Source organism: Delftia sp. K82, from assembly GCF_002193035.1.
Classification (GTDB): Bacteria; Pseudomonadota; Gammaproteobacteria; order Burkholderiales; family Burkholderiaceae_C; genus Comamonas; species Comamonas acidovorans.
The window spans coordinates 1,421,132-1,438,168 of record NZ_MYFL01000001.1; the positions used below are offsets into that span (position 1 = coordinate 1,421,132).

At 69.5% G+C, this 17,037-nt stretch carries 12 protein-coding genes; 9 read left to right on the forward strand and 3 right to left on the reverse strand.

The genetic code is table 11. The features are described 5' to 3' along the window. Positions 1-40 precede the first annotated feature (40 nt). Complete coding sequence (locus tag KDK82_RS06130) at positions 41-1,054, reverse strand: tripartite tricarboxylate transporter substrate binding protein (RefSeq protein WP_179217857.1); 1,014 nt, start codon at positions 1,052-1,054, stop codon at positions 41-43. Positions 1,055-1,151: 97 nt separating this feature from the next. On the opposite strand from KDK82_RS06130, the gene KDK82_RS06135 reads away from it, so the two are divergent. The 4 genes from KDK82_RS06135 to KDK82_RS06150 are packed head-to-tail and all read left to right on the forward strand — an operon-like array spanning position 1,152 to position 6,627. Further along, on the forward strand, positions 1,152-3,767 hold the full coding sequence (locus KDK82_RS06135) for an aconitate hydratase AcnA (RefSeq protein WP_088164272.1): 2,616 nt from the start codon (positions 1,152-1,154) through the stop codon (positions 3,765-3,767). Positions 3,768-3,792: 25 nt separating this feature from the next. Next, complete coding sequence (locus tag KDK82_RS06140) at positions 3,793-4,758, forward strand: GntR family transcriptional regulator (RefSeq protein WP_034398788.1); 966 nt, start codon at positions 3,793-3,795, stop codon at positions 4,756-4,758. Between the two features lie 19 nt (positions 4,759-4,777). Beyond that, positions 4,778-5,521, forward strand: a complete 744-nt coding sequence (locus KDK82_RS06145) for an ABC transporter substrate-binding protein (protein WP_012206352.1) — start codon at positions 4,778-4,780, stop codon at positions 5,519-5,521. After that, positions 5,518-6,627, forward strand: a complete 1,110-nt coding sequence (locus KDK82_RS06150; protein ID WP_088164273.1) for a lactonase family protein — start codon at positions 5,518-5,520, stop codon at positions 6,625-6,627. The genes KDK82_RS06145 and KDK82_RS06150 overlap by 4 nt, the downstream gene beginning before the upstream one ends. Positions 6,628-6,654: 27 nt before the next feature. On the opposite strand, the gene KDK82_RS06155 is transcribed toward KDK82_RS06150, so the two are convergent. Next, positions 6,655-7,821: a metallophosphoesterase gene (locus KDK82_RS06155; protein ID WP_179217858.1), complete on the reverse strand. Its 1,167-nt coding sequence runs from the start codon at positions 7,819-7,821 to the stop codon at positions 6,655-6,657. A gap of 214 nt (positions 7,822-8,035) precedes the next feature. Between KDK82_RS06155 and hrpA the strand changes: the two genes are divergently transcribed. From hrpA to KDK82_RS06175, 4 genes are all read left to right on the forward strand, one after another. Beyond that, positions 8,036-12,115 carry an ATP-dependent RNA helicase HrpA gene (gene hrpA, locus KDK82_RS06160; RefSeq protein ID WP_088164275.1) on the forward strand — a complete coding sequence of 1,360 codons (4,080 nt, stop codon included), beginning with the start codon at positions 8,036-8,038 and terminating at the stop codon, positions 12,113-12,115. A gap of 259 nt (positions 12,116-12,374) precedes the next feature. After that, positions 12,375-13,025, forward strand: coding sequence for a cysteine hydrolase family protein (locus KDK82_RS06165; RefSeq protein ID WP_088164276.1), 651 nt, complete (start codon positions 12,375-12,377; stop codon positions 13,023-13,025). Between the two features lie 61 nt (positions 13,026-13,086). Further along, the gene (locus KDK82_RS06170) at positions 13,087-13,989 is read left to right on the forward strand and encodes a LysR family transcriptional regulator (protein ID WP_088164277.1); all 903 of its coding nucleotides are present in this window, start codon (positions 13,087-13,089) and stop codon (positions 13,987-13,989) included. A 2-nt stretch (positions 13,990-13,991) separates the two neighbouring features. Then, positions 13,992-14,495: a hypothetical protein gene (locus tag KDK82_RS06175; protein WP_088164278.1), complete on the forward strand. Its 504-nt coding sequence runs from the start codon at positions 13,992-13,994 to the stop codon at positions 14,493-14,495. 1 nt (position 14,496) lies between these two features. On the opposite strand, the gene KDK82_RS06180 is transcribed toward KDK82_RS06175, so the two are convergent. Further along, positions 14,497-15,036, reverse strand: a complete 540-nt coding sequence (locus KDK82_RS06180; protein ID WP_088164279.1) for a pyridoxamine 5'-phosphate oxidase family protein — start codon at positions 15,034-15,036, stop codon at positions 14,497-14,499. Positions 15,037-15,274: 238 nt separating this feature from the next. On the opposite strand from KDK82_RS06180, the gene KDK82_RS06185 reads away from it, so the two are divergent. Then, a complete protein-coding gene (locus KDK82_RS06185) occupies positions 15,275-16,969 on the forward strand; it encodes a long-chain fatty acid--CoA ligase (protein ID WP_088164280.1) in 1,695 nt (564 codons plus the stop codon). The last annotated feature ends 68 nt before the right edge of the window (positions 16,970-17,037 follow it).

Consider the following 17,037-nt stretch of genomic DNA (forward strand, 5'->3'; position numbering starts at 1 on the left):
TCTGAAGGGAAAGGCAAATGCCGGGAAAGGGCGCGCGCCCTCACTCGGCCACGATGCGTGCCGAGGTCACGATGGCGGCGTACCTGGCGGTCTCGGCGGCGATGAAGTCCCTGAACTGCTGCTGGGACATGGGGGCGGGCTCGCCGCCCAGTTCGCGCAGGCGCTGCGCCAGCGCGGGATCCTTGAGCGCATTGACCACCGCCGCATGCAGCCGCGCCTGGACTGCCGGCGGCGTGGAGGCGGGCGCGAAGAGACCGAACCAGTTGTCCAGGTCGTAGGAGGCCAGGCCCGTCGACTCGGCAATGGCGGCAATGCCGGGGGCGAAGCTGGCGCGCTGCGCTGAAGTCACCGCCAGCGCCTTGACACGGCCGCTCTTGATGAAGGGCGCGGCCCCCGCGTAGCTGACGAAGGCCAGTTCGACCACGCCCGAGGACACGTCCACCAGCTGGTTGGCCGCGCCCCGGTAGGGCACGTGGTTCAGCCGGATGCCGGCCAGCGACTGCAGCAGCTCGCCATTGAGGTGCTGGGGGTTGCCCACGCCGCTGGTGGCGTAGCCGAGCTTGCCGGGGCTGGCCTTGGCCAGGCGCACCAGTTCATCGATGTTGCCGGCCGGCAGGCCGGGCGAGGCCACCAGTACGTTGGGCACGCGCGCGACCAGGGTCAGGGGCGCCAGGTCGCGGGACGGCTGATAGGGCATGCGGCCCTGGTGCACCAGCGGGGCGATGGCGGTTTCGCCGGCCGAGCCCAGCAGCAGCGTGTGGCCGTCGCCCGCCGCGCGTGCCACGGCGCCTGCGCCCAGCATGCCGCTGGCGCCGGGTCTGTTGTCCACCACCACCGGCTGCTTGAGCGTCACGCGCAGCCGCTCGGCCAGCAGCCGGGCCATGGCGTCGACGCCGCCACCTGCCGTGAAGGGAACCACGAGAGTGATGCTGCGCTGCGGCGCGTCCTGGGCCGCAGCGGGCAGGTTGCCGATGAGGCCAATGAGGCCAATGAGGCCGGCGAGCAGCGCGTTGCCCAGGTTGCGCAGCAAGCTGCGGCGGGAGGGAGCGGACATGTCAAAACTCCTTGGCGGCCTTTTAGCCGGGGTTTCAGGGAAAGCGAGATGAGGCGTTTTATTGCATTTTAGAAATTCAAAATGCAAAATATCAGCTATGGAAAACACCGAGAACCCCTTTTCCCGCGTCCTTGAACTGGACGGAGTCCGCTACCACGCCGCCGATGTGCCGGGCGTGCTGGGCGAGTGCCTACCGCGCCTGCCCGTGGTGCTCAGGTTGTTGCTGGAGAACGTGCTGCGCCACATGGAGGGGCAGGAAAGGGACGCTGCCGTGGCTGCCCTGCGGGCCTGGCTGGATCACGGCAGCAGCGAGGCCGAGATCGCCTTCCAGCCGGGCCGCGTGCTCATGCACGACACCACCAGCACGCCGGCGCTGGTCGACATCGCGGCCATGCGCGACGCGCTGCACGAAGAGGGCGTGGATCCGGCCGTGCTCAATCCGGTGCTGCCCGTCGATGTGTCGGTGGACCACTCGCTGGCCGTGGAGGCCTATGCAGTGCCGGGCGCCGCCCAGGCCAACCTGGAGCACGAGATACGGCGCAATGCCGAGCGCTACCGCTTTCTGCGCTGGGCCTCCAGGGCCCTGGCCCATGTGACCATCCACCCGCCGGGCACGGGGATCATGCACACCATCAACCTGGAGCAGCTGGCCACCGTGGTGACCACCGAGGAGCGCGGCGGCAGGCTCTGGGCCGTGCCCGACATGATGCTGGGCACGGACAGCCACACACCCATGGTCAACGGCATCGGCGTGCTGGGCTGGGGCGTTGGCGGGCTGGAGGCGCAGACCGTGATGTTCGGCATGCCCACCATGCTGCGCATCCCCGACGTCATCGGCGTGCGGCTGACCGGCGCGCTGCGCCCCGGCGTGCAGGCCAGCGACCTGGCCCTGGTCGCCACCGAGCGGCTGCGCGCCCTGGGCGTGGCCGGCGAGTTCGTCGAGTACTTCGGCCCCGGCGTGTCCACGCTGACGGCGGGCCAGCGCAGCGTGGTGGCCAACATGGCGCCCGAGTACGGCGCCACCACGGGCTACTTCGCGGTCGATGGCCAGACGCTTGACTACCTGCGCGCCACGGGCCGCAGCCCACAGCGCGTCGCCCTGGTCGAGGCCTATATGCGTGCCCAGGGCCTGTGGTTCGATCCGCAGGCCCAGCCGCGCTACACACGCCAGATCGAGATCGACCTGGACACCGTGGGCTGGCACATTGCCGGTCCGCGCCGCCCGCAGGACCTGCTGGACTATGGCGACAGCGCCCGCGCGCTGCAGGCCGTGGGCTTTGTTGCGTCCGGCGCGCAGACCGGGCTGCCGCGCCATGCCGTGGCGCTGGCCGCCATCACCAGCTGCACCAATACCTCGGATCCCGCGCTGCTGGTCGCTGCCGGGCTGGTGGCGCGCAAGGCGCGGGCGCTGGGGCTGAAGGTTCCCGCATGGGTCAAGACATCGCTGGCACCGGGCTCGCCGGCGGCTGCCTCCTATCTGGCGCGCGCCGGGCTGCTGCAGGACCTGGAGGCCGTGGGCTTCGGCATCGTGGGCTACGGCTGCACCACCTGCATCGGCAACCCCGGCCCGCTGACGGAGCCGGTGCGCCAGGCCCAGCGCGCCGGCCAGGCCAAGGCCGTGGCCATTTTGTCGGGCAACCGGAATTTCCCGGGCCGCGTGCATCCGGACATCGAGCTGAGCTTCATCATGTCGCCGTCCCTGGTCATCGCCTTCGGCCTGGCCGGCGACGCGGCCCGCAACCTGCGCCTCGAGCCCGTGCAGCACCTGGCCGATGGCCGGCCCGTGTTCCTGGCCGACCTCATGCCCACCCGCACGGAAGTCCAGGCGGCGCTGGCGCTGGGCCTGCACCCGCAGGACTTCGGCCGCGACTTCGCGCGGGCCACGCTCAACCCGGCCTGGCATGCGCTGAAGGCGCCCGAGGGGCCGTTGTTTCCCTGGGACGCGCGGTCCACCGCGCTGCGCCGCCCGCCCTTTGCCGCGCTGTCCGAGGGCAGCCAGCTGGGCCGCTACCAGGCCCACCCGCTGCTGGTGGTGGGCGACGACATCACCACGGACCATATCTCGCCGGCCAGCGCCATCCCGCCCGACAGCCTGGTGGCCGATTTCCTGGTGGAGCGCGGCGACGACCGGGGTGATCTCAACGTCTTCGCGTCGCGGCGCGGCAACTGGGAGGTGATGGTGCGGGCGGCCTTTCACAGCAAGACGCTGAAGAACCTGCTGGCGCCCGGTGCCCCCGTGGCCCATGGCCTGCATGCGCCATCGGGCGAGATCGCGCCGCTGTGGGACATCGCGCAACGCTACCGCAAGGCGGGCCAGTCCGTGGTGCTGGTGGCCGGCGAGCGCTACGGCACGGGCTCCTCGCGCGACTGGGCCGCCAAGGGCCAGCGCCTGCTGGGCATACGTGCCGTGCTGGCCCTGAGCTTCGAGCGCATCCACCGCTCCAACCTCATCGGCATGGGCATCGTGCCACTGCGCTTGCCTGCGGGCATGGGGCCGCAGGAACTGGCGCTGCAGCCGGGCGACCGTATCGAGATCGATGCACCGTCCGACGCCCTGGCGCCGCGCTGCGCCGTGCCCGTGCGCATACTGCGCGGCGATGGCAGCGTGCAGGCGCTGCAGGCCACGGCCGCCGTGGAGACGCAGCTGGAGGCCGGGCTGCTGCGCAGCGGCGGCGTGATTCCTTCCATCCTGCGGCAGGCGGCCGGGCGCTGATGTGGCATGGCATGACAATGGGGGCATGAAGACCTCCACCCAGCTGTGCTCGCAAATCCTGGCACTGGCCCGTTCCGAGCAATGGGACAGCGGAACCCACCTGGCCGCCCAGGGCCTGGCCGACCGGCTGCGCGTCTCCCGCCAGCCCGTCAACGAGGCCTTGCAGCAGCTGCAGGAGCAGGGCGTGGTGCGGCGCGAGCGCAACCGGGGGTTTTTCCTGGCCCTGCCGCATGACCGGATTTCGGCCGAACTGCTGGCTGAGGCGGCGGTCGGCGACCAGGACCTGACCGAGGCCATCTACTTTCGCATCGCCGAGGACCGGCTGCGCGCCAGCCTGCCCGAATCCGTCACCGAGGCCGCGCTGCGCACGCGCTACGGCCTGAGCAAGGCCCAGCTGGCGGCCGTGCTCAACCGCATCTCGCAGGAGGGCTGGATCGAGCGCAAGCCCGGCTACGGCTGGACCTTTGCGGCCATGCTGACCACGCCCGACAGCCTGCTGCAGTCCTACCGCCTGCGTATGGCGCTGGAGCCGGCCGCGCTGCTGGAGCCCGGCTACCGGCTGGACCGCGCCGTGCTGCAACGCTGCCGCGCGGCCGAAATCCACTTGCTCGAAGGCGGCATCGCCACCGACCCGGCCGACCGCATCCACGACCGGGGGGTGAACTTCCACGAGTCCCTGGTCGAGGCCTCGGGCAACGTGTTCTTCATCGACACCATCCGCCGCGTCAACCGCGTGCGGCGCCTGCTGTCCTACCGCTCCATGCAGGACCGGGCGCGCTACCGCGAGCACTGTGAGCAGCATCTGAACATCCTGGAACTGCTGGGGCGCGAGCGCAACGAAGAAGCCTCCCTCGCCATGCGCGAGCACCTGGCGAGCACCTTGCGCAACCTGGCCAGCATCAGCGATCTCCTCGGTCCTGGCGCAGCGTCCCCAGAACCTTCGCGTACCCCTTCGCGTACCTCTTCCACGCCCCGGCGGGCATCCCGTTGACCCTTGAAGCGAGCCATCCATGAACCTTTCCTCCCAGCTGCTGTCCACCCTCGCGCCGCTTGGCCGCATCCGCGCCTCCATCAACACCGGCAATCCCATCCTTGCGCGGCTGCAGGCCGATGGCCAGCCCGCAGGCGTGTCCATCGACCTGGCCCGGCGCCTTGCGCAGCAGCTGGGGCTGGAGCTGGAACTGGTGGTCTTCGATACGGCCGCCAAGTCGGTGGATGCCGTCACGCGCGAGGAGGCCGACTTCGGCTTCTTCGCCGTGGACCCCGTGCGTGGCGCGGGCATCGGCTTTACCGCGCCCTATGTGCTGATCGAGGGCAGCTACCTGGTGCGCCAGGACTCGCCGCTGACCGACAACGCCCAGGTGGACCGGGCCGGGCACACCGTGGTGGTCGGCAAGGGCAGCGCCTATGACCTGTACCTGAGCCGCGAGCTCAAGCATGCGCAGATAGAGCGCGCCGTTTCCTCGCCCGCCGTGGTGCAGACCTTTGTGGAATCGACGGCCGACGTGGCCGCCGGAGTCAAGCAGCAATTGGAGGCCGATGCCGCACGCCTGCCCGGCCTGCGCCTGCTGCCGGGCCGCTTCATGGTGATCCAGCAGGCCATGGGCCTGCCCAAGGGGCGGGGCGATGAGGCCCTGCGCGTGCTGGCGGCCTTTGTGGAGGAGGCCAAGGCTTGCGGCTTTGTGGCCGAGGCGCTGCAGCGCCATGGCATTCAGGGCGCGGCCGTCGCACCGCTGGCGGGCGCATCGGCATGAGCACCTCAGCGTCGCGCCCCCTGTACGCCTACGTGGGTTCGCGCACCACGCGCGAGCGCGACGCACGTGGCGAGGGCATCACCGTCTATCGCGTGGACGAAGCCACGGGCGTCCTGCAGCATCTGCAGACCGTGGACGGGCTTTCCAACCCCTCGTTCCTGGCGCTCGATGCAGCCGGCACCCGGCTCTACACCGTGCATGGCGATGGCCATGAGGTCAGCGTCTTCGCACGCGATACCGCAACGGGCCGCCTGGCGTTGCTGCAGACCCGGGACTGCGGCGGGCGCAACCCGGTGCACCTGGCCATCGCCCCGGGCGGACGGCAGTTGGTGGTCTCCGACCATCTGGGCGAGCCGGCTGCCAGCGATGGCCACCAGGGGTATGGCGGGCCAGGCGGTACGCTGGCCGTGATGCCGATTGCACCGGACGGGCGCCTGGGCTCCGTGCAGCAGCGGCTTGCGCTACCAGGCCAACCCGGGCCGCATCGCAAGGAGCAGCCGTTTGCCAAGCCGCACTTCAACCCCTTCTCGCCGGACGGGCGCTTCGTGCTGGTGCCTGACAAGGGGCAGGACCGGATCTTCATCTTCGCCTTCGAGCACGGGCGGCTGGTGCCTGCGCCCCAGCCATGGCTGGACTGCCGCGAAGGCTCGGGCCCGCGGCATATGGCCTTCCATCCTGCGCTGGCCTGCGCCTATGTGGTCAACGAACTGGACAACACCGTGCTCACCTGCCGCTTCGATGCGGCCACGGGGGCGCTGCAGGGCTTGCAGATTCTGTCCACCCTGCCGGAGCGCTTTGTGGGCAACAGCCGGGCGGCAGGCATCGAGGTCTTGCGCGACGGCCGGCAGGTGCTGGTGTCCAATCGCGGCGCTGACGGCATTGCGGTCTTCGATGTCGATCCTTTGACGGGGCTGCTGCACGCCAGTGGCGGCTTCGCCTCGGGCGGGCGCACGCCGCGCTTTTTCACGTCCTCGCCGGATGGGCGCCTGCTCTATGTGCTCAACGAGGACAGCGACAGCATCGTCTGCCATGCCCGGGATGACGCCTGGCGCCCGCTGGCCAGCACCCACTGCGCCAGCCCGGTGTGCATGGTGTTCGCGCGGTAGCCGTCCACGCCGCCCTCCGGGGTAGGATCAGGCGCCGCGCAGCACCAGCAGGTCGATGCTGGCCGGCACGCCCAGGCGCACGGCAAAGCCGGCCCACAGGCCTGCGCCGGCGCTGACGAAGAGCTTCATGGCGCCGACTTCGTACTCGCCGCGCACGAAGCCGTCGTTGGCGGGCGCCACCAGCCATTGGTCCATGCCCAGGATCAGGCCGCCGTGCGTATGGCCCGACAGCTGCAGGCCCACGCCGTGGGCAGCGTTGTCACGGGCGGTCTTGGGCTGGTGGGCCAGCAGCAGGTGGTATTGCGCACCGGCCTCTTTGGCCTGGCGGGCCACGGTGTCGATGTCGGGCGGCACGCCTTCGGCCACGGAGGGGTCGGTGTTCTGGCGCGACAGGCGGCCATAGGCCGGATCGCCGATGCCCGACAGCGCCAGGCGCGCGCCCTGCACATCGATCAGCTGCATGCGGTTTTCCAGCAGGTTCAGGCCCAGGCGGCGGAATTCGGCCATCCAGGCGTCGTAGCCGCTGTAGTACTCATGGTTGCCGGGCGCCGCCCACACGCCGTAGCGTGCCTTGAGCTGCGCCAGCGGCGCGACGTTGGCACGGCCGCTGTCCACGTCGCCGTCCACCATGTCGCCGGGCAGCACGATGAGGTCGGGCCGCGCCTCCAGCGTGCGATCCACGATGGTCTGCACATAGCGCGCGTCGTTGATGGGGCTGGCGTGGATGTCGGCCAGCACGGCCACGCGCAGGCCTTCCAGGCCGGTGGGCAGGCCGGGCAGGCGCAGCGTGCGCTCATGCACCTCGGGCGGGCGCAGTGCATTGGCCACGCCCCAGGCCGACAGCAGGCCCGCCAGGGCCAGGGCGCCGGCCGTGAGCAGCGGCGCGTGCAGGCGCTGCTTCCAGTCCTCGCGCCGGGCCACGGCGGCCAGCGCCCAGAGGCCGTCGCGCAGCACGATGAAGACGGCCAGCATCAGCAGCAGGGCCAGCACCCAGCCGCCCGGCACCTGCAGATAGGCCAGCGTGCGGTACTCGACCGTGCCCTCGCGCAGCAGCACCAGCAGCAGGGCGGGCGTGCAGCCCAGGGCCGCCGTGGCGACGGCCGCCATCAGGCGTGCGCGGCGCGGCATCAGGCGGACGGGCCACCACAGCCACAGGGCCAATAGCGGGATGACGAGGGCGGCAAGAGAAACCATGGGGAGCAGATCGAGGAAGGCGGGTGAGGTGGCCAGCGCCGGGCGCGGGCGGCAAGGCGAGCGCCGATTGTGCGCAATGCCTTGCATGCGGCCGGCCCGCACTGGCGAAGGCCCTGGCCTGCGGGGGTTTTCATGCGGGCGGCACAGGGCAGGCGTATGGAAATCTGCAGCCGCGTGGCGCCGTCGGCATGGCGCGGGGATAATCCAGCCCCTTATGCCTTTGAAGATCAGCTTCCCTGAATCCCTGCCCGTATCCGCCCGCCGTGAGGAAATCATGGAGGCCATGGACCGGCACCAGGTCATCATCGTGTGCGGCGAGACGGGCTCGGGCAAGACCACGCAGCTGCCCAAGATCGCGCTGGCGCTGGGCCGGGGCAAGGTCAACGCCACGCCCGACGACAAGGGCCAGGTGCGCGGCCACCTGATCGGCCACACGCAGCCGCGCCGCATTGCCGCCAGCTCGGTGGCCAAGCGCATTGCCGAGGAGTTGAACACGCCGCTGGGCGATGTGGTGGGCTACAAGGTGCGTTTCCAGGACCGGCTGTCCAAGGACGCCTCGGTCAAGCTGATGACGGACGGCATCCTGCTGGCCGAGACGCAGACCGACCCGCTGCTCAAGGCCTACGACACCCTCATCATCGACGAGGCCCACGAGCGCAGTCTCAACATCGACTTCCTGCTGGGCTACATCAAGCAGATCCTGCCCCGGCGCCCCGACCTCAAGGTGGTGGTGACATCGGCCACCATCGATGCCGAGCGATTTGCCAGGCACTTCGAAGGCCCCAAGGGGCCTGCGCCGGTGATCATGGTCTCGGGCCGCACCTACCCCGTGGAGATGCGCTGGCGCCCCTTCGAGGAAAAGCGCGACCACGACCTCAATGACGCCATCGCCGAGGGCGTGGACGAGCTGTGGTCCGGCGGCGTCAGCGGCGACATCCTGGTGTTCCTACCCGGCGAGCGCGAGATCCGCGAGGCTGCCGACCACCTGCGCAAGCACCTGGCACAGCAGCCCGTGCTGCGCCATGCCGAGGTGCTGCCGCTGTTCTCGCGCCTGTCGCAGGCCGAGCAGGACCGCATCTTCGACAGCCACACGGGCCGGCGCATCGTGCTGGCCACCAACGTGGCCGAGACCTCGCTGACCGTGCCCGGCATCCGCTATGTGATCGATGCGGGCACGGCGCGCGTCAAGCGCTATTCCTTCCGCAGCAAGGTTGAGCAGCTGCTGGTCGAGCCCATCAGCCAGGCAGCGGCCAACCAGCGCGCGGGCCGTTGCGGCCGCGTGGCCAACGGCATCTGCATCCGCCTGTACGACGAGGCTGACTTCGGCACGCGCGCGCGCTTCACCGACCCTGAAATCCTGCGCTCCTCGCTTGCCGGCGTCATCCTGCGCATGAAGTCGCTGGGCCTGGGCGACGTGGTGAATTTCCCCTTCCTTGAATCGCCCTCGGGCCGCGCCATTGCCGACGGCTACCAATTGCTGGGCGAGCTGGGCGCCGTGGACGAGCGCGGCGAGCTGCTGCCCATGGGCCGCGAGCTGTCGCGCCTGCCGCTGGACCCGCGCGTGGGCCGCATGATTTTGGAGGCGCGCACGCGCGGCGCCGTGGCCGAGGTGCTGGTCATTGCCTCGGCCCTGTCCGTGCAGGACGTGCGCGACCGGCCGCTGGAGGCCCAGCAGCAGGCCGACCAGCAGCACGCCAAGTTCGACGACGAGAAAAGCGAATTCAGCGGCTACCTGCGCCTGTGGAAATGGCTGCAGGATGCGCGCGGCGGCAAGGTGGTGGCCAAGAGCCGCAAGGAAATGGCCGGCGCCCAGGCCCCGGCCGCCAAGCCATCGGCGCGCAATGCCGCCTTCCTGCCCGTGGCCCAGCGCAGCGGCGGGCAGAGCGTGGCCGCCCCGGCGGCCGAGGCGCTGGCGGCCTTCCATCCGCAGGACACCGGTCCCGGTACGGATGACGAGCCCTCGCACAAGCTCAGCAACCGCCAGTGGGAGCAGCTGCTGCGCCAGAACTTCATCAACATCCGCCGCGTGCGCGAATGGCGCGACATCCACTCGCAGCTGCTGACCGTGGTCAACGAGCACAAGTGGAAGATCAACACCGAGGCCGCAGGCTACGACGCCGTGCACCTGTCCATGCTGTCCGGCCTGCTTGGCAACCTGGGCTACAAGGGCGATGAAAGCGACGCCTACCTGGGCGCGCGCGGCATCCGCTTCTACCCGCACCCGGGCGCCCACCTGTCCAAGAAGCCCGGGCGCTGGATCGTGGCGGCCGAACTGGTGGAAACCTCGCGCCTGTACGGCCGGGGCATCGCCGCCATCGATCCGCAGTGGCTGGAGGAAGTCGGCGCCCACCTGCTCAAGAAGCAGCTGCTCGATCCGCACTGGTCCAAGAACCAGGCCGACGTGGTGGCGCTGGAGCGCGCCACGCTCTACGGCCTGGTGGTCTACAACGGCCGGCGCATGAGCTATGGCCGCATCGATCCGCAGTCCGCGCGCGAGATCTTCATCCGCCAGGCCCTGGTGGAGGGCCAGTGGGATACGCGCTGGCACTTCCTGCCCGCCAACCTCAAGCTGGTGCGCAAGGTCGAGGAGCTGGAGCACAAGAGCCGCCGCCAGGACGTGCTGGTCGATGACGAGCTGATCTACGCCTTCTACGACCAGCAGATCCCCAAGGACGTGTTCAGCGGCGCCACCTTCGACCATTGGTTCCGCGAGGCGGCCAAGGAAAACGCCGACCTGCTGCGCCTGTCGCGCGACGAGCTGATGCGCCACGAGGCGGCCGGCATCACCACCCAGGCCTTTCCCAAGGTGGTCAAGCTCGGCGGCGTGGACTGCACGGCCAGCTACCTGCACAGCCCGGGCGACGCGCGCGACGGCATCACCGTCACCGTGCCGCTGTTCGTGCTCAACCAGGTCAGCGACGAGCGCGTGGAATGGCTGGTGCCCGGCATGCTCAAGGACAAGCTCCAGGCCCTGCTCAAGAGCCTGCCGCAGCGCCCGCGCAGCCGCTTCGTGCCCCTGCCCGAAAGCGCCCAGCGCCTGGCCGAACTCTTCACCACGCCCGAACGCTGGGGCCAGGGATCGCTCATCGATGCCCTGCTCAAGCAGGTGCGCGACGAGACCTCGCTGGACGTCAAGCGCGCCGACTTCAAGCTGGACATGCTCAGCCCGCACCTGTTCATGAACTTCCGCATCACGGACGAGCATGGACGCCAGCTGGGCCAGGGCCGCAACCTGGGCGCGCTCAAGGCCGAACTGGGCGCCAAGGCGCGCGGCGCCTTCCAGGCGCTGGCCGCGTTGAAGGTGGCGTCGGTCACAGAGGCCCCTGCACCCGCTGCCAACGCTGCCACCGCGCCCGAAACCGGCAGGAAGCCTGCGCCCGCTGCCAAGGCGGAAAAGCCCGACCAGGCCACGCCTGCCAGGAATGCCAAGCCCAGCCAGCCCGCCGACAGCCGCTACAAGGAATGGAGCTTTGGCGAGCTGCCCGAGCTGATGGAGATCGGCCGGGGCGGGCAGACGCTGATCGGCTTTCCGGCACTGATCGACCACGGCGATGCCGCCGGCATCGAGGTCTTCGACGAACCCGAGGTTGCGGCCGCACGCCACCGCGTGGGCCTGCGCCGCCTGTTCGCGCTGCAGATCCGCGATGCACTCAAGTACCTGGAAAAGAACATTCCAGACCTGCAGAAGATGGCCGTTGCCTACATGCCGCTGGGCACGCAGGAGGAACTGCGCGAGCAGATCATCGACGTGGCCATAGACCGCGCCTTCCTGCAGGAGCCGCTGCCCACCAACGACGCGCAATTCAAGCAGCGCGTGCAGGACGGACGCGGCCGGCTGACGCTGATCGCCAACGAGGTGGCGCGCATGGCCTCCACCATCCTGGTCGAGTACGCGGCGGCGCAGCGCAAGATCAAGGACACCAAGAACGCGTCTGACGCCACGGCCGACGCCGCCCAGCAACTGCAGCGCCTGGTGCCCAAGAACTTCATCGCGGCCGCGCCCTGGACCCAGCTGCAGCACTATGCGCGCTACCTCAAGGCCATCACCAGCCGCCTGGACAAGTACCGCGCCGACCCTGCGCGTGACGCCAGCCGCCTGACCGAGCTGCGCCCGCTGGAGCAGCGCTACTGGCGCCTGGTGGCCGAGCGCAAGGGCCACATCGATGCGCGCATGCAGGAGTACCGCTGGATGCTGGAGGAGCTGCGCGTGAGCTTCTTCGCCCAGGAGCTGCGCACGCCGTACCCGGTCAGCATCAAGCGGCTGGACAAGGTCTGGCAGCAGCTGCAGAACTAGCGCCGTGCCGGCCTGCGGCCCTTTCTTGAGCGGGAGGGCCGCAGGCCATGTTTCAATGCGGCATCGCCACCTTCACCGGCACGCGGCCGGTTGGAGCGATGCAAGGCCGTTTGCGCCATCACTGAGATGGGGCATTTTTCAAAGCATGGGTGATCTGTGCAGAACCTGCACAGATGCTGGCCGCTCCATGGCATTGCGGCGGGCCCTGTGCGTTTCTAGACTGCAGGCATCAACCACTTCCCGTTTTCAGGAGCACTGCATGTCCCTCGCAGAACAGGCCAGCCAGGCCATCCAATCCACCAGCCATCCCACCCTCCGCGCCCTGTCCGGCGCGCCGGGGCGCAGCCAGTTGCCACGGGGTGCCACGGCGCTGCTGGTCATCGACTTCCAGAACGAGTACTTCAGCGGCCGCCTGCCCATCCCGCGCGGCCCGCAGGTCCTGGAGCAGGCCCGGCGCCTGCTGCAATGGGCCGATGCCGGGCAGGTTGCCGTGTTCCACATCCAGCACATTGCCCCTGAAGGTGCGCCCGTGTTCGCCATCAATGGCAGCGCCGTCCAGTTCCACCCCGGCCTGCAGCCGCGCGCGGGCGACACCGTGGTGCAAAAGCGCAGCGTCAGCGCCTTCGTCGGCACCGACCTGGCCGACCAGCTGCGTTCGCGTGGCATCACCACCGTGGTCATCTGCGGCCTCATGACCCACGCCTGCGTGGCCGGCGCCGCACGCGATGCCGCGCCGCTGGGCTTCGAGGTCGTCGTGGCCAGCGATGCCGTGGCCACACGTGCCATCACGCGCAGCAATGGCGAATCCGTGGACGCCGACAGCCTGCACCGTGCCGCGCTGGCCGAGATCGAGGATGTGTTTGGCGATGTGCTGTCCACGGACGGCATCCTGGAGCTGGCGCTGCGCTGAGCGGGCTGGGCGGCATCGGCGGTCCATGCTCCACAATTCCCGCCAAAGGAGTGCATGAGCAATGGACAGATGGCAAGCCATGCGGGTGTTCTGCGGCGTGGTGGACGCGCAGGGTTTCACGGCGGCCCAGGACCGGCTGGGCATGACGCATTCCACGGCGTCGCGCCATGTCAAATGGCTGGAGTCGGAGCTGGGCACGCAGCTGCTGCAGCGCAATTCGCGCGGGCTGAGCCTGACCGATGCGGGGCGCAGCTACTACCTCAGTTGTGTGCAGTTGCTGGAGCAGCTCGATGCGGCCGAGGCCGCGCTGGCACAGCGCCGTGCGCGCGTGGCGGGCGTGTTGCGCATCACGCTGCCGCTGGCCGTGGGCGCCATCGAGCTGGGCGACTGGCTGCCCGAGTTCGAGCAGCAATTCCCCGAGCTGGAGCTGCAGCTGCTGTGCACCGACCGGCTGGTGGACCTGGTGGCTGAGGGCGTGGATGCGGCCGTGCGCATCAGCCGCCAATTGCCGGACAGCGGGCTGCAGGCGCGCCTGCTCACGCATTCGCCACTGGTGCTGGTGGCGTCGCCCGCCTACCTGATGCGCCAGGGCGTGGTGCAGGCGCCCGAGCAATTGGCCGAGCACCGCGCCCTGGCCTTTGCGGCGGGCCCGGCCCCATTGCGCTGGAGCGTGGTGTCCGGGCAGGGCGCCGTCACCGAGGTGCAGCCGCACACGGCGCTGCGCACCGATTCGGTGGCCACCATCTTCGAGGCCGCACGCGCTGGCCGGGGCATTGCGGCGCTGACCTGGCATACCGTGCGCTCGGCCGTGGAGCGCGGCCAACTGGTGCGGGTGCTGCCCTGTTTTCATCTGGGGCAGTACAGCTACCACGCGCTGTATCCGCGCACGCGGCATCTGCGCCCGGCCGTGCGCGCGTTTGTGGATTTCATGGCGCGGCGCTATCGGCAGGGGCCGGGCGGCTGAGCATGGTCTTCTGGAGCCGGCCACTGGATGCGCAGGAGCAGGCCTTTGTGCGCACGCATTTCGGCGCCTCGCTCGATGCGCTGCTGCCGCGCCTGCGCCTGTACCAGCGGCGGCTGGGCGATACGCGCAGGGCGCTGTCCATGAATGGCGGGCGCATCTTCATGCCGCGCGCCTTCTTCACGCAGTCCGATCCGCGCCAGCCGCTGCGCCTGTCGCATCCGCAGATCGCAGGCATCTTTGCCCATGAGCTGCTGCACCAGTGGCAGCGCCTGCAGGGCATGCCCGTCACGCGGCAGGCGGCCTGGCTGCAGTTCAAGGCGCTGTGCACGCGTGGCGATCCGTATGCCTATGAGCGCTGCGACGATCCCCGGCGCATGCTGCAGCGCTTTGTCCATGCCCAGGTGGAGCAGCAGGGCCAGATGTGGGAAGACCATGTGCACGCCTGCGTGGCGGGGCAGGGCGATGCGGCGGGCGCCCTGATCGCGGCCCACGTGCGGGGCGAGTGAGTCAGCTGGCCTGGATGCTCAGTGCTTCGATCAGGTCATGGGCCGACACATCGCGCGCCGCGCCAAAACCCGCCACGTGCCGGGCGATGGATGGCGTGATGCAGACAAAGCGGAAGTCGCCCAGATCGGTCATGAACGCGGCTTCGGGGAAGCGCAGCACATAGCTGTCGCGCGCGCCATCGGCCAGCACGCTGCCGGGCGGAGGTGTGCTGGCCACGCCTTCAATGGCCACGCGCTCCAGTGCATGCACGCCCTCGCCGTCCATTTCGGCCGCGCATACCAGCAGGCTGACGGCCGGGTGCAGCTCCATGGCCCGCGTGTGCGCTGCCAGTGCGCTGACGTGCAGCACAAAGCAGCCAAACTGCGCATTCCAGGCCCAGGGCACCATGGACAGCCGGGGAGCGGGCAGTGCATCGCCAGCCCCGGGGGCAGGGGAGTCGGCGGGCTGGGTGGCCAGGGCCGCGCTGCGGTGGCGGGCCAGCAGATCGCGCAGCGACAGCTGCAGGCGGGACAGGTGGGGCATGGCGGGCGTGGAGGGCATGGCGCCATCGTACCTGTGGCGTACTTGTGGCGTGTCCGTGGCGTGCCCGTGGCCGGCTTGCGAAAGCACAAGGCGAGTTGCGGTGGCATCGGTATGCCATGGGCGCTCAAGCGTCACTTTGGCGACGATCTCCTGGGGCCTTCCCCAATGCCGGGAAGCGGGTGTGGGCCTAGCCTCGCTGGCAAGGCGGATTGCCGCCGTCCCTTCCACTCACCGACACTTCAAAGCCCATCCACCCATGCCCTCCCAGCCCGCGCACCACGCTTTCTGGCCCAGCCGCCTGCCCCATTCCATCACCGTGCCCGCCACCAGCGTCTGGGGCAACCTGGCCGTCAATGCGCGACGCTACCCGGACAAGGCAGCCATCCGCTACTTCGGCAGCTCCATCAGCTACCGCGAGCTGTGCGAGGGCACGGAGCGCATGGCGGCCTACCTGCACAGCCTGGGCGTGCAGCGCGGCGACCGCGTCATTTTGCTGATGCAGAACACGCCTCAGCTCATCCTGGCGCACTACGCCATCTTCCGCGCCAATGCGGTGGTGGTGCCGGTCAATCCCATGAACATGGCCGAGGAGCTCAGGCACTACATCACCGACGCCGACGCCAAGGTCGCCATCACCACGGCCGACCTGGCCCCCGAACTGGCCAAGGCCAGCAATGCGCTGGCGCCCGGCCAGCGGCTGGAGCACCTGGTCGTCACCCAGTTCACGGACGCCTTCGATGCCGGGGTGCAGGGCGACGACGCCCCGCCCGTGCAGTGGCACGACTGGCTGCTCACCCGGCGTGAGCCGGCCGTGCTCGATGGCGGCAGCGTCCACACCTGGCAGCAGGCCCTGGCCTGTACCGACGCCGCGCCGCCCCATGTGGTGGGCCGCGACGACATGGCCGTGCTGCCCTACACCAGCGGCACCACGGGCCATCCCAAGGGCTGCATGCACCCGCACCGCTCCATCAACCACAACGCCGTGGCGGGCAGCTACTGGGGCAGCGGCACCAGCGAGACCGTGGTCCTGGCCGTCGTGCCCATGTTCCACATCACGGGAATGGTCTCGGTGCTGCACACGGCCATCTTCGTGGGCGCCACCCTGGTCGTCATGCCACGCTGGGACCGCGAGCTGGCGGGGCGGCTGATCTCTCGCTACCAGGTCACCAGCTGGACCAACATCCCCACCATGGTCATCGACCTGCTGGGCAGCCCCAACTTTGCGCAATTCGACCTCACCAGCCTCAAGTACATCGGCGGTGGTGGTGCGGCCATGCCACAGGCCGTGGCCCAGCGCCTGCTGGAGCAATACGGCCTGCGCTTCAGCGAGGGCTACGGCCTGACCGAGACGGCCGCGCCCACGCACAGCAACCCGTTCGAGCATCCCAAGCAGCAATGCCTGGGCATTCCCTTCATGAGCACCGAGGCGCGTGTCATCGACCCCGAAACCGGCGCCGATGTCCCGCAGGGCGAGCAGGGCGAAATCGTCGTCCACGGCCCTGAGGTCTTCGACGGCTACTGGAAGCGACCCGACGCCACGGCCCAGGTCTTCATGGAGATCGACGGCAAGCGCTTCTTTCGCACCGGCGACCTGGGCCACGTGGACGAGGACGGCTACTACTTCATCACCGACCGCCTCAAGCGCATGATCAACGCCAGCGGCTTCAAGGTCTGGCCGGCCGAGGTCGAATCGCTGATGTTCCGCCACCCCGCCATCCAGGAAGCCTGCGTGATCTCCACGCGCGACGCCTACCGCGGCGAGTCGGTGAAGGCGGTCGTCGTGCTGCGTGCCGGCAAGGAAGACACCACGGCCGAGGACATCATCCAGTGGTGCCGCGAGAACATGGCCGTCTACAAGGCGCCCAAGATCGTGCAGTTCGTCAAGGCCCTGCCCAAGAGCGGCAGCGGCAAGGTGATGTGGCGGCAGCTGCAGGAGGCGGAGGCTGGCTGACCGGCCCTCAGGGCCTCAAAGGCTAAAGCCCTAAGCCCTTGCCCTCGGCGCGTTCCTGACGCGGCCGC

What these genes read in the sequence shown, in the direction of transcription:
- KDK82_RS06155 (WP_179217858.1), bottom strand. Translation starts at nt 7,821, where the DNA reads ATGGTTTCTCTTGCCGCCCTCGTCATCCCGCTATTGGCCCTGTGGCTG.
- KDK82_RS06175 (WP_088164278.1), top strand. Translation starts at nt 13,992, where the DNA reads ATGGTCTTCTGGAGCCGGCCACTGGATGCGCAGGAGCAGGCCTTTGTG.
- KDK82_RS06180 (WP_088164279.1), bottom strand. Translation starts at nt 15,036, where the DNA reads ATGCCCTCCACGCCCGCCATGCCCCACCTGTCCCGCCTGCAGCTGTCG.
- KDK82_RS06170 (WP_088164277.1), top strand. Translation starts at nt 13,087, where the DNA reads ATGGACAGATGGCAAGCCATGCGGGTGTTCTGCGGCGTGGTGGACGCG.
- KDK82_RS06185 (WP_088164280.1), top strand. Translation starts at nt 15,275, where the DNA reads ATGCCCTCCCAGCCCGCGCACCACGCTTTCTGGCCCAGCCGCCTGCCC.
- KDK82_RS06145 (WP_012206352.1), top strand. Translation starts at nt 4,778, where the DNA reads ATGAACCTTTCCTCCCAGCTGCTGTCCACCCTCGCGCCGCTTGGCCGC.
- KDK82_RS06140 (WP_034398788.1), top strand. Translation starts at nt 3,793, where the DNA reads ATGAAGACCTCCACCCAGCTGTGCTCGCAAATCCTGGCACTGGCCCGT.
- KDK82_RS06130 (WP_179217857.1), bottom strand. Translation starts at nt 1,054, where the DNA reads ATGTCCGCTCCCTCCCGCCGCAGCTTGCTGCGCAACCTGGGCAACGCG.
- KDK82_RS06135 (WP_088164272.1), top strand. Translation starts at nt 1,152, where the DNA reads ATGGAAAACACCGAGAACCCCTTTTCCCGCGTCCTTGAACTGGACGGA.
- KDK82_RS06165 (WP_088164276.1), top strand. Translation starts at nt 12,375, where the DNA reads ATGTCCCTCGCAGAACAGGCCAGCCAGGCCATCCAATCCACCAGCCAT.
- hrpA (WP_088164275.1), top strand. Translation starts at nt 8,036, where the DNA reads ATGCCTTTGAAGATCAGCTTCCCTGAATCCCTGCCCGTATCCGCCCGC.
- KDK82_RS06150 (WP_088164273.1), top strand. Translation starts at nt 5,518, where the DNA reads ATGAGCACCTCAGCGTCGCGCCCCCTGTACGCCTACGTGGGTTCGCGC.